The sequence below is a fragment of the Frigoribacterium sp. ME-P-080 genome, from assembly GCF_030209595.1.
GTDB lineage: Bacteria > Actinomycetota > Actinomycetes > Actinomycetales > Microbacteriaceae > Frigoribacterium.
Genome location: NZ_JARVRR010000002.1, coordinates 299308 through 310954 on the forward strand (window position 1 = coordinate 299308; position 11647 = coordinate 310954).

Below are 11647 nucleotides of genomic sequence, written 5' to 3' on the forward strand. Positions count from 1 at the left end.
CACGCGACCACCTGATCGCGCGACGCTCCCGCCCCCTCGACCCGCACCTCCTGGACTCGAACCGAAAGAGGAACCGTGGCCCTCTCGATCGCCCCCGGTCTCACCGAGACCCCGCCCGGCGCGGCACCCGACCGGAAGGGCGGCCGGCGCCCGAAGGCCGAACGGAAGGCCCCGGTGCGCCCCGGCGGGAAGCGCCAGCTCGCCCCGCTCTGGCTGCTGTCGCCCGCGGGCATCGTGCTGCTCGCCGTGACCGTCGCGCCCATCGTGTTCCTGGTCTTCACGTCGTTCACCGACTACGACCAGCGCTCGCTCTTCACCGGCGCGTACGACTCGGTCGGCGTGCAGCAGTACGCGACCCTGCTGGCCGACACCGACTTCTGGTGGTCGCTCGTCCGCACGCTGGTCTTCACGGCCGCGATGGTCGGCGGCAGCGTCCTGATCGGCACGGGCGTCTCGCACCTGCTGACCCGGCTCGGCACGCCGATGCGCTACACGGTGACCGTCGTGCTGATCCTCGCCTGGGCGATGCCCAACGTGGCGTCGTCGATCGTCTGGAAGTGGCTGTTCCAGCCCGGCTACGGCGTCGTGAACTGGCTGTTGACCCGGACCGGCCTGGTGGGCGACATGACCAACGTCGACTGGTCGAACGACGCGGCCCTCGCCTACACGAGCATCTGGCTGCTGATCGTGTGGCAGGCCGTGCCCTTCATCGCGCTGACCATGTACGCCGCCGAGACGCAGATCCCGCTCGAGTACAAAGAGGCCGCGCGGCTCGACGGGGCGAGCGAGTGGCGCGTGTACCGGACCGTCACCCTGGTCTTCCTCAAGCCGACGCTGCTGCTGATCACGATCCTGTCGATCATCTGGGACTTCAACGTCTTCAACCAGATCTGGCTCGTCTCGGCCGGCGGCCCCGACGACGCCACCTCGACCCTCGGCGTCTTCACCTACGTCACCGCGTTCGTCGGCTTCGACATCGGGCAGGGCGCCGCCATCTCGGTGGTCACCACCCTGCTGCTCGTCGTGTTGACCGCGTTCTACGTCCGCAACCTCGTCCGATCCGGAGAAGACCTGTGACCACGACCGCACCCGCCGGCGTCGGCACCACGACGACCGAGACCGTCGCGCGCGACGAGAGAAGCAAGGAGGCGCGCTCGGGCCACGGCACCGGCCGCCCGTCGCCCGCCCGCCCGACCCGTCGCCGCCGGAAGCCCCGCTGGGTCAGCAACGCGATCGCGATCGTCTTCAGCCTCGTGTGGCTGTTCCCCGTCTACTGGATGGTCAACACGGCGTTCAAGCCGCGCCCCGAGGTGATGACGGCCACCCCGCTGTTCTGGCCGCAGAACCCGACCCTCGACAACTTCGTCGTCGCGGTGACGCAGTCCGACTTCTTCACGAACCTGCGCAACAGCGTGATCGTCGTGGTCGGGGCCGTCGTCTTCTCGATCGTGCTCGGACTGTTCGCCTCGGCCGCCCTGTCGCGGTTCCGGTTCCGGGGGCGGCGCACGATCATGGTGTTCATCCTGATCGTCCAGATGCTGCCGGCCACGGCCCTGTTGATCCCGCAGTTCCTGATCTTCAACAGCCTCGGGCTGCTCGGCACCTACGGCGGGCTCATCCTGGCGTACGTCGCGTCGACGCTTCCGTTCTCGATCTGGGTCATGCGCGGGTTCTTCCTGGCGATCCCGGTCGAGGTCGAGGAGGCCGCGCAACTCGACGGTGCGAGCACCTGGCAGGTGCTGACGCGGATCATGTTCCCGCTCGTGCTGCCCGGCATGATCGCGACGAGCATCTTCGCCTTCATCGCCGCGTGGAACGACTACCTCGTGGCCTACACGTTCATGAAGGACCAGTCGATGTACACGCTGCCGGTCTGGCTGGCCTCGTTCAGCACGCCGACCAGCGGCACCGACTTCGGCGGACAGATGGCGGCCTCGGTGCTGTTCTCCCTGCCGGTCGTCGTCTTCTTCATGATCATCCAACGCAACCTGGTGACCGGCATGTCCGCCGGCGCCGTGAAGGGCTGACCCCGTGACGACCGACTCCTCGACCCCCTCGACCACCATGCGGGCCGGCACCGCGACCCCCGAGACCGCACCGGTCGCGATCGTGCCGCGTCCTGCCCGGCTGACCCGCGCCTCCGGGGCGTTCCGGCTCGACTCGGCGACGCGCGTCTCGGCGCCCGACGAGCTGGCCGGCGTCGTCGCCTGGCTGCAGCAGGCGCTGCGCCCCGCGACCGGCCTGCCGCTCCGCGAGGGCAGCGCCGACGGGACCGGCATCTCCTTCGACCTGGACGCCTCGCTCGGCGCCGAGGCCTACCGCCTGGAGGCGCGACCCGCGGGGGTGCGCATCACCGGTGGCGACGCGGCCGGCGCGTTCCACGGGGCGCAGGTGCTGCGACAGCTGCTGCCCGCGGCCGCGTACCGGACGGCCCTCGTGCCCGGGGTCGACTGGGTCGTGCCCGCCGTCGACGTCGAGGACCGACCACGTTTCGGCTGGCGGGGTACGCACCTCGACGTCGCCCGCCACTTCCTGCCCAAGCACGACGTCCTGCGGTTCGTCGACCTCATGGCCCTGCACCGGCTCAACACGCTCCACTGGCACCTCACCGAGGACCAGGGCTGGCGCATCGAGATCACGAAGTACCCGCGCCTGACCTCGGTCGGCGCGTGGCGGGGGTCGTCGCAGGTGGGGGCGGGGCCGGACGCGACCCAGGACGGCCGACCGCACGGCGGCTTCTACACGCAGGACGACATCCGCGAGGTGGTCGCCTACGCCGCGGCCCGCCACATCACGGTCGTGCCCGAGGTCGACGTGCCCGGCCACTCGATGGCGGCGATCACGGCGTACCCGCACCTCGGCGTCGGCGCCGTCGAGGTCGGCGGGACGCCCGTGGCGGCGCCCCGGCAGATCGCCGTGGGGACCGAGTGGGGCATCTTCGAGGACGTCCTCAACACCGAGCAGACGACCGTCGACTTCTACACCGACGTGCTCGACGAGGTGATGGAGCTCTTCCCGGGCACCTGGATCGGCATCGGCGGCGACGAGTGCCCCAAGGCGCAGTGGCGGGCCGACCCGCGCACGCAGGAGCTCATGCGGGACCGCGGCCTCGCCGACGAGGAGGAGCTGCAGGCGTGGTTCATCGGGCGGCTCGACGCGCACCTCACCGCGGCCGGGCGCCGCACCTTCGGGTGGGACGAGATCCTCGAGGGGAACGCCACGATGTCACCCGGCGCGACGGTCGCGTCGTGGCGGGGCATGACCGGCGCGATCACGGCGGCACGACGCGGCTACGACGTCGTGGCGTGTCCCGACGACCAGGTCTACCTCGACTACCGGCAGTCGGACGGGCCCGACGAGCCGATCCCGGTGTCGATCCCGCTCACCCTGGCCGACGTGTTCGCGTTCGAACCGGTGCCCGCGCAGCTCGCCGAGGACGAGGCCCGTCACGTGCTCGGAGGCCAGGCCAACATCTGGACCGAGCACATGGACTCGCCCCGCACCGTCGACTTCTTCGCGTTCCCCCGGTTGTGCGCCGTCGCCGAGGCACTGTGGACGACCGAACCGCGGGACTTCGACGACTTCTCCACACGGCTGGCCGTGCACCTCGGACGCCTCGACGCCCTCGGCGTCGAGTACCGGCGGGAGTCGGGGCCGCTACCGTGGCAGCAGCGTCCGGGCGTGCCCGGGCGGCCGGCCTCGCGCGAAGAACGCGAGGCGTACATCGCGTCGGTCGTGGCCAACATCGTCTGACGCCTCGGCAGCAAGGAGCCCCATGGAGATCGTCATCGTTCGCGACGCCGACGAGGTCGGCCGTGTCGCCGCCCTCAAGATCGCGTCCGTCGTCCAGCGCGACCCCGAGGCCGTGCTGGGCCTCGCGACCGGGTCGTCGCCCACCGGCATCTACGCGTCGCTCGCGGCCCGGGTCGCGGCGGGCGAGCTCGACTTCGGCCGCGCCTCCGGGTTCGCGCTCGACGAGTACGTCGGCATCCCGCTCGAGCACCCCGAGAGCTACGCCTCGGTGATCGAGCGCGACGTCGTCGTGCCCCTGGGCATGGACGCGTCGAAGGTCCACGTGCCCGACGGGCGGGCCTCCGACGTCGAGGCCGCGGTCGTCGAGTACGAGCGGGCCATCGCCGACGCGGGCGGCATCGACATCCAGATCCTCGGCATCGGGGCGAACGGGCACATCGGCTTCAACGAGCCCACCTCGTCCTTCGCATCGCGCACCCGCATCAAGACGCTCGCCCCGCAGACCCGGGCCGACAACGCCCGGTTCTTCGACGACCCGTCGCAGGTGCCGACGCACTGCCTGACGCAGGGGCTCGGCACCATCCTCGACGCGCACGAGGTCGTGCTCGTGGCGCAGGGGTCGTCGAAGGCGTCGGCGGTCGCGGGCATGGTCGAGGGGCCGCTCGGCGCGATGTGCCCCGGCAGCGCGTTGCAGTTGCACCGGCACGCCACGATCGTCGTCGACGAAGCCGCGGCGTCGCTGCTGCAGCTGGCGGACTACTACCGCTACACCTACGCGAACAAGCCCGTGTGGCAGCGCTTCGAGTAGCGCACCCGTCCTGGCGACGACCGGGGTGCTCCCGTGACGGTGGCGTCCCCGTGACGGCGGCGTCCGCGTGACGACGGCGTCCCCGTGACGACGCTGGTGCTCGCGGGCGGGACGGTCTGGGACGGGTCCGGAGGCGCGGGTCGCATCGCGGACGTCGTCGTGCGCGACGGCGTGGTCGCGGCCGTGGGGCCCGGGGCCGCGGCGTCCGCGGGTGACGGTCGCCGCGCCTCCTCGTCCGGTGTGCCGGCCGGGGTCGAGGTGGTCGACGCGAGCGGACTCGACGTGCTGCCGGGGTTCGTCGACGTGCACGCGCACGACGACGCCGCGTTGTTCCGCCCGGGAGGGGTCGCGCCCAAGACCGGGCAGGGCGTGACGACCACGATCGTCGGCAACTGCGGCCAGGGCGTCGCACCGTCGCCGTCCGACGCGCGGGACCGATCGCTCGAGGACTACTCGCGGCCGGTGCTCGGCGGGTTCCCTGCGCGACGATGGGCGACGTTCGCCGACTACGTGCGGACGCTGGCCGAGGGCGACGCCGACGGCACCTTCGGCCTGCACGCAGCGACCCTCGTCCCGCACGCCCCGCTGCGGGCGGGCGTGCTCGGCTTCGACCGTCGACCGGCCGACGGCGTCGAGCGGTCGCTCATCGCGGCGTCGGTGGGCGAGGCGCTCGACGCCGGGGCGCTCGGCGTCTCGCTCGGCCTCATGTATGCACCCGGCGACGCCGCCGACCGGCCCGAACTCGTCGCCCTGGCCCGGGAGTGCGCGGTGCGGGGCAAGCTGCTGGTCGCCCACGTCCGCAACGAGGCCGACGGACTCCGCGACTCGATCGACGAGCTGGCGTCGCTGGGGCGCGAGACCGGGGCCGCCGTCCACGTCAGCCACCTCAAGGTGACCGGGCCGCGGAACGTCGGCGGCATGCCCGCGATCGTCGAGCACCTCGACGCCCTGCGCGACGACGGTGTCGACGTCAGCGCCGACGTCTACCCCTACGACGCGGGCAGCACGACGGTCGCGTCGCTGTTCCCGCCGGCCACGGCCGACCACGGGGTCGAGAGCCTGCTCGAGGCGCTCCGACCCGGCAGGCGCTCGCGGCGGCAGGTGCTCGACGGGTTGCTCGAACCCTGGGCCGGCTCGACGCTCGAGAACCAGTACGCCGCGATCGGCCCCGAGCGGATCTCGGTGGCTGGGTTCACGCGGCCCGAGCACACGGGCTTCGAGGGGCGGCCGCTCGCCGAGATCGCCGAGGCGGTCGGGGCCGACCCGCGCGAGGTGCTCGCCGACCTCGTCCTCGCCGAACGGGGCGCCTTGACCGTCATCGTGTTCCACACCGACCTCGAGGGCATGCGGACGGCCCTGGCGTGGCCGAACACCCTGGTCGGCTCGGACGGGCTGCCGCGCGAGACCGGCACCGTGCATCCCCGCCTGTACGGGACGTTCTCGCGCGTGCTCGACGAGTACGCCGGGTCGGGGCCGCAGGCCGTGTTGTCGCGGGGCGAGGCGATCGCGCGCATGTCGACCCGCGCCTCCTCGCGGTTCGGGTTAGGGGGCACGGGTGCCCGCGCCGGCGGCGGCGTCGGCGCCGTGGGTGGTGGCCGGGCAGGAGGCGCGCTCGGCATCGCCGCCGGGGCCGTCGCCGACCTCCAGCTGGTGGACCCCGGGGCGTACGCCGACCGGGCCACCTACGCGACGCCCCGCCTCGGCCCGTCGGGGCTGGTCGGTCTCTGGGCCGCGGGCCGTCGCCTCCGCTGAGCTTGCCTCCGGTGACCCCGTCTCGTTGACCTGTCTCGGCTGGCCCGATCCGCCCTGTTCCGACCCGCCCTGCCCCGACCCTGCGCAAGCGTTCTCGGCCCGCTCTTGGTCGGACGGTGTTCGCTTCGATGAACGACAGGAGGCGCGATGAAGGTTCTGGTGTTGGGAGCGACCGGGGGCACGGGCTCCCACGTCCTGCGGGTCGCCTTGTCGGCGGGGCACGACGTGACGGTGCTCGTCCGCGATGCCTCGTCCCTCGACGTGACGGAGGGCGTCCGGGTGCTCACCGGGGACGCGACCTCGGCCGAGGACGTCCGCGCCGCCGTCGTCGGCCAGGACGCCGTGCTGAACGCGATCGGCTCGCGGAACATGCGGCACCCGGTCGAGGTCGAGGTCGGGCGGGCCTTGCTGCCGGCGATGCACGACGCGGGCGTCGACCGACTCGTCGTCTGTTCGGCCTTCGGCGTCGGCGAGAGTCAGACCGATGCGAACACCTTTCAGAAGATGTTCTTCCACACCGTGCTCGGCAAGGTCTACGCCGCCAAGGACGTCGCCGACGCCGAGGTGCGCGAGAGCGGACTCGACTGGACGCTCGTCTACCCGACGCGCCTCACCGACGACCCGGCGACCGGGTCGCTCGCCACGGGGGAGCGGTTGCCCCAGGGGGCGGGCAGCCACGTGACCCGGGCCGACGTGGCGCGCTTCATGCTCGCTCAGCTGACCGACGCGACGTGGTCACGGAAGATCGTGGTCGTGACGGGCGCGGCCGACTGACCTGCGCCTCCTGCGGTGGTGCCGCCTGGACGCCGCACGACCCCGAACACGGGCGTGTCCGGGGGCGGCGGGCGATCGTGTGGGCCCGGAAAGTTCGAACTGGCCCGCTGTCGACGAGCGGCAGGGCGGCAGCTCGGCAGGGCCGCAGGCCGCAGGCCCGGAGCGCGTCAGCTGAGGATCGCGAGCGCGTCGATCTCGACGAGCATGGCCTCGTTCGGCAGCTCGACGAACACCGTCGTGCGGGTGGGGAACACCCCGCTCGGGACGTTCTGCAGCAGGTAGGTCTCGTACGCGGCGTTCATCTCGGCGAAGTCGTCGCGCGTGGTGAGGAACACGCGCAGCGACACGACGTCGTCGAACGTCCCGCCGGCGCCCTCGACGATCGCCTTGACGTTGTCGAGCGTGCGGACGGTCTGCGACGTCAGGTCGCCGGGGTGCAGGTACTCGCTCGTGGCGGGGTCTTGCGGGCCCTGGCCCGACACGCTGAGGAACCCGTTCTTGAGCACGCCCTGCGAGAAGGTCGAGATGGGGGTGGGGGCGCCGCCGGTGCGGACTTCGGTCTTCTCGCTCACAGGTCTGCTCTTCTCTGGTGGATGGTCGGCGGGCCCGACGTGAGGTGTCGCCCGTCGGGGGTGGCTGCAAAACTACCGTCAGGTACCGACACACGGCCTGACCGCAGCACCACTCCGCCCACCCCCGAACCGCACCCGTCTGAAGGCACCATGACCACGTCGTCCTCGACCCCGTCCGCCCCCGTCCCCACCAAGGTGGGCTTCGGCCGCGAGCCCCGGCCGGTCCCGCTGATCGACCTCGCGACCCCGCTGCTCACGATCGACCTCGACGCCCTCACCCACAACGTCGAGACCATGGCCGCCTGGTGTCGAGAGGCCGGGGTCGACCTGGCGCCGCACGGCAAGACGACGATGGCGCCCGAGATCTGGCGCCGGCAGCTCGACGCCGGCGCGTGGGGCATCACGCTCGCGACGGCGTTCCAGGTCGCCGTCGCGCGCGAGGCCGGTGTGCCGAACGTCGTCCTGGCGGGCACCGCGTTCGCGCCCGCGACCCTCGCGGCGCTCGCCGCACCCGGCGTCGACGTGCTCATGTGGGTCGACTCGGTCGAGACGGTGCGCCTCGTCGACGCCGCCCTGGCGCGGGCCGAGGGCGAGCGTCCGCTCGCCGTGCTGGTCGAGTTCGGGTCGCCGCTCGGCCGGACCGGCGCGCGGTCCGTGCGCGAGGCGCTGCTCGTCGCCGAGGCCGTGGCGGCGGCACCGCACCTCGTCCTGGCCGGGGTGGCCGGGTACGAGGGCGCCCTCACGCACGACGTCGACGCGGCCGGCATCGCCGTGGTCGACGACTACCTGCGGGGGCTCCTCGAGGTGCTCGACGGCATCGGTGCGCCGGCCTTCGACCCGTGGCTGTCGAGAGGTCACGACGTGGTGGTGACCGCCGGCGGCAGCGTCTACTTCGACCGTGTCGTCGCCGTGCTCGGCGACCGGCACGACCCCTCGGGCCTGCAGGGGCCGCGCACGCGCGTCGTGCTGCGGTCGGGTTCGTACGTCGCCCACGACCACGACCTCTATCGCCGGCTGACCCCGTTCGCCCGCGACACGATGCCATCGACCCGCCACGCCGTGCCGTCGACCGCAGGAGGCGCGGCCGGCGTCGACGCCGACGTCACGGTCGTCGTCGGCGACGGTTCGGCGGGGTCGCAGGCCGACCGCGAGATGGGCGGGCCGACCGACGGCGAACTCACCGGGTTCGACGGAACGGCCGAGGGGTTCGACGCCGAGCAGGTCGAGGGGTTCGACGCCGAACAGGCCGAGGGGTCGACGGCCGAGCCCTCGTTCTTGCCGACCCTCGAGCTCTGGGCGTCCGTGGTGTCCCGTCCCGAGCCCGGGCTCGCCCTGCTCAACGTCGGACGGCGCGACACGTCGGACGACGAGGGGTTCCCGGTGCCGCTCGAGGCGTGGCGTCCGCAGGCGGCCGACCGGCGCCTCCCGGGGGTGCTCGACGGGTCGCACGTGTCGGCCCTCAACGACCAGCACGCCTTCCTGCGGCTCGACCCGGCGTCGGGGCTGCAGGTCGGCGACCTGGTGCGGCTCGGCGTCTCGCACCCCTGCACCACGATCGACAAGTGGAACGAGATCGCCACGGTGCGGGGCTCGGCCGACCGCCGCGGTGTGCCACCCGTCGTCGAGGGCAGCATCACCACGCGGTTCTGACGGAGCCTGCTGTTCTGACGGAGCCTGCTGTTCCGACGGAGCCTGCTGTGCTGACCGGTGCCGGCGCTTCCGAGCGGCCGGCGCCCTGACGGCCGGTGCGGCCGGCGGCCTACGAGCCCGAGCCCTCGTCGGTGCCGGGGGTGGGGGTCGGCGCGTCCGTGGGAGGGGCGGGCGCGTCCGTCGGCGGGGTGGGGCGGTCGGAGTCGTCCTCGGTGTCGCCGGAGTCCGTCTTCGGGCCGCCCTTCTCGCCGGGGCCGTGGCCCGGGCCGCGCTTCTCTCCCGGGCCCTGCGGTCCGCCAGCCATCGGGCCGCCGGCGGCGGGGCCGCCCTCCGGTGCCTCGGGCAGGGCCTTCCCGTCGGGGCCGGTGCCGGGGGTCGGCATGGCCTTCCCGTCGGGCCCGGTGCCGGGGGTCGGCAGGGCTTCGCCGTCGGGGCCGACGCCCGGGGTCGGCAGGGCCTCGCCGTCGGGCCCGGTGCCCTCGGCCGGAGTGCTCTCGTCCGAGTCGTCACCCGCAGCAGGCGGGGTCGGTGCGTCGGTGGGTGCACCGGTGGCGTCGTCGGAGCCTCGTCCTCCCGGCCCCTGGCGTGAGCCGTCGGCCTGGTCCGTCGCGTCGTCCCGGCCCGGCGTCGCGCTCGAGGAGGCGCTGGTCGAGCTCCCGGCGTTCGACACCGCGACGGCGGTGCTGGTCCCGACCAGGGCGAGGCCGGCCGCCGCGATGCCGATGCCGACGAGCAGGCCCTTCCTCGGGCGCCGTCGCGGGGTCGACTCCGCTTGGAACGCGCTGCCGTCCGTGGGCAGTTCGCGGGTGCGCTGGTCGTCGGCGACGATCGGGGTGGTCGGGGCCGTGGGCTGGCCCGACGGCCGGGCCGGCAGCTCGGTCGTCGCACGGGCGTCCTGGTCCTCGTCCTCACGACGCAGTCGCTCGGCCCACGCATCGTCCTGCGCAGGGGTGTTCTCGTCGCGACGGTCGTCGTCGCGGCCGTCGGGGGTGGTGTCCTTCGCCATGGTGTCTCCAGATGTCGGGTGCCGGGCGAGCCGCGGTGCGGCTGGCGGTCGGGGCGTTCCCTCCGGCAGACACCACTCTCGGAACCGAATCTGAAGCGGGGCTTAAGTCGCGTCGACACCGACTGCTACCGTCACGGCATGTCCGAGCAACGCGTCCTGGCACCCGAACCGCCCGCCGACGGCCAGACCGTCAAAGGGCCGGCGTCGTACTTCCCGAGCATCGAGCGCACCTACGGGCGGCCGGTCCAGGAGTGGCTCGACCTGGTCGACGAGCGTCTCGACGAGCACGCGCACATGCAGGTGGTGTCGTGGCTGAAGTCCGAACACGGCCTGGGCCACGGGCACGCCAACGCGATCGTCGCGTACGTGCGCCACGCCCGCGGCTGACGCGTCGTCGAGACGCGGTCAGCGGCCCCCGGCCGACTGGCGTCCCCTGAGCTCGACGACGACCTGGTCCAGGAAGTCGTCGACCTCGTCCTGGTCGTAGCCTTCCCTGAACCTCGTCGGTCGGAACCGGGCGGCCACGACGTCGACGTCCGCCAGGAGGCCGACGGTGGTCCCCTGCTCGTAGGCCGCGAGGGTGGCCCGGATGCGCTCAAGGAACGGGTCAACGTCCTCCATCGCGTAGCCGTCGCGGAAGCGGGTCGGGGTGAATCTCTTCTCGGTCACGTCTCGTGCGAGCACGTCGCTCCTCGGGGTCGGGTGTCGACAGATCTGTCCTGATCTTTCCATGCCCGTGGTCGCCCGGACGTCCGGAGGTGCGACGATGAGCCCATGCCCGTCGTCGAGTCCCGGTGCGTCGTTCCTGTCGACCTCCACGTCGCCTTCGCGGTGTCGCAGACCCAGGGGGAGGCGCGAAAGCGGTGGGACCCGTTCATCCGACGGCAGTACCTGGTGGGCGGGGCGACCCGGGCCGCCAAAGGGGTCCGGACGTTCACCGTGCAGCGTTTCGGGTTCCGGATGGAGAGCGAGTACGTCTCGTACAACCCACCGACGAACGTCGGCATGAAGATGACGAAGGGGTCGTGGTTCTTCGCGCGCATGGGCGGGGGATGGCGGTTCAGCGAGGTCGACGGCGACCCGAGCTCGACCGAGGCCGTCTGGCGCTACAACTTCTCGTGCAAGCCGGCGTGGCTGGCGCCCGTGGCCGAGCGCATCGGCGCCGTCCTCCTGCAGCGCGACATCGACCGACGCATCCGCGGTTTCGCCCGGGGCTGCGTCGACCCGTTCGTCCTCGCCCACCTCGACCCCGACCTCGGCGGCGGCCACGCGACCCACACCGCACCCCCAGCCCGTCCATAGCCTCCGCCCACCGACCGGCCCTACCGTTCG

General features: G+C 72.7%; 11 protein-coding genes and 2 pseudogenes. 9 read left to right on the top strand and 4 right to left on the bottom strand.

The genetic code is table 11. The features are described from left to right. Positions 1-75: 75 nt before the first annotated feature. The 6 genes from QRN23_RS02885 (at position 76) to QRN23_RS02910 (ending at position 7087) form a co-directional block, all read left to right on the top strand. On the top strand, positions 76-1077 hold the full coding sequence (locus QRN23_RS02885; RefSeq protein ID WP_285062437.1) for a carbohydrate ABC transporter permease: 1002 nt from the start codon (positions 76-78) through the stop codon (positions 1075-1077). Then, positions 1074-2027, top strand: coding sequence for a carbohydrate ABC transporter permease (locus QRN23_RS02890; protein ID WP_199736328.1), 954 nt, complete (start codon positions 1074-1076; stop codon positions 2025-2027). The genes QRN23_RS02885 and QRN23_RS02890 overlap by 4 nt, the downstream gene beginning before the upstream one ends. A 4-nt stretch (positions 2028-2031) precedes the next feature. Then, positions 2032-3753 (top strand): beta-N-acetylhexosaminidase, encoded by a 1722-nt coding sequence (locus tag QRN23_RS02895; protein WP_285062439.1) that lies wholly within the window; start codon positions 2032-2034, stop codon positions 3751-3753. A gap of 22 nt (positions 3754-3775) precedes the next feature. Further along, entirely contained in the window at positions 3776-4561 is a 786-nt protein-coding gene (gene nagB / locus QRN23_RS02900; RefSeq protein WP_056043373.1) for a glucosamine-6-phosphate deaminase, read from the top strand. A gap of 84 nt (positions 4562-4645) precedes the next feature. Beyond that, positions 4646-6313 carry an N-acyl-D-amino-acid deacylase family protein gene (locus QRN23_RS02905; RefSeq protein WP_285062441.1) on the top strand — a complete coding sequence of 556 codons (1668 nt, stop codon included), beginning with the start codon at positions 4646-4648 and terminating at the stop codon, positions 6311-6313. Positions 6314-6460: 147 nt separating this feature from the next. Next, entirely contained in the window at positions 6461-7087 is a 627-nt protein-coding gene (locus tag QRN23_RS02910; RefSeq protein ID WP_285062443.1) for an NAD(P)-dependent oxidoreductase, read from the top strand. A gap of 167 nt (positions 7088-7254) precedes the next feature. Here the strand turns inward: QRN23_RS02910 and QRN23_RS02915 are convergent, their stop codons facing one another. Beyond that, positions 7255-7659 (bottom strand): RidA family protein, encoded by a 405-nt coding sequence (locus QRN23_RS02915; RefSeq protein WP_056043363.1) that lies wholly within the window; start codon positions 7657-7659, stop codon positions 7255-7257. 150 nt (positions 7660-7809) lie between these two features. Here QRN23_RS02915 and QRN23_RS02920 point away from each other — a divergent pair, with 150 nt between their 5' ends. Further along, complete coding sequence (locus QRN23_RS02920) at positions 7810-9309, top strand: alanine racemase (protein ID WP_285062446.1); 1500 nt, start codon at positions 7810-7812, stop codon at positions 9307-9309. 109 nt (positions 9310-9418) lie between these two features. On the opposite strand, the gene QRN23_RS02925 is transcribed toward QRN23_RS02920, so the two are convergent. Further along, positions 9419-10315, bottom strand: coding sequence for an ICP22 family protein (locus QRN23_RS02925; protein WP_285062449.1), 897 nt, complete (start codon positions 10313-10315; stop codon positions 9419-9421). Positions 10316-10453: 138 nt separating this feature from the next. Here QRN23_RS02925 and QRN23_RS02930 point away from each other — a divergent pair, with 138 nt between their 5' ends. Then, positions 10454-10702, top strand: a complete 249-nt coding sequence (locus QRN23_RS02930) for a DUF4287 domain-containing protein (RefSeq protein WP_123571236.1) — start codon at positions 10454-10456, stop codon at positions 10700-10702. A gap of 45 nt (positions 10703-10747) precedes the next feature. Here QRN23_RS02930 and QRN23_RS02935 read toward each other — a convergent pair. Continuing rightward, positions 10748-10858, bottom strand: a pseudogene (locus QRN23_RS02935) (DivIVA domain-containing protein); the annotation flags it as partial. Between the two features lie 45 nt (positions 10859-10903). After that, positions 10904-11047, bottom strand: a pseudogene (locus QRN23_RS02940) (DivIVA domain-containing protein); the annotation flags it as partial. 42 nt (positions 11048-11089) lie between these two features. Between QRN23_RS02940 and QRN23_RS02945 the strand changes: the two are divergent. Then, complete coding sequence (locus QRN23_RS02945; RefSeq protein ID WP_123571234.1) at positions 11090-11617, top strand: SRPBCC family protein; 528 nt, start codon at positions 11090-11092, stop codon at positions 11615-11617. Positions 11618-11647: the final 30 nt, after the last annotated feature.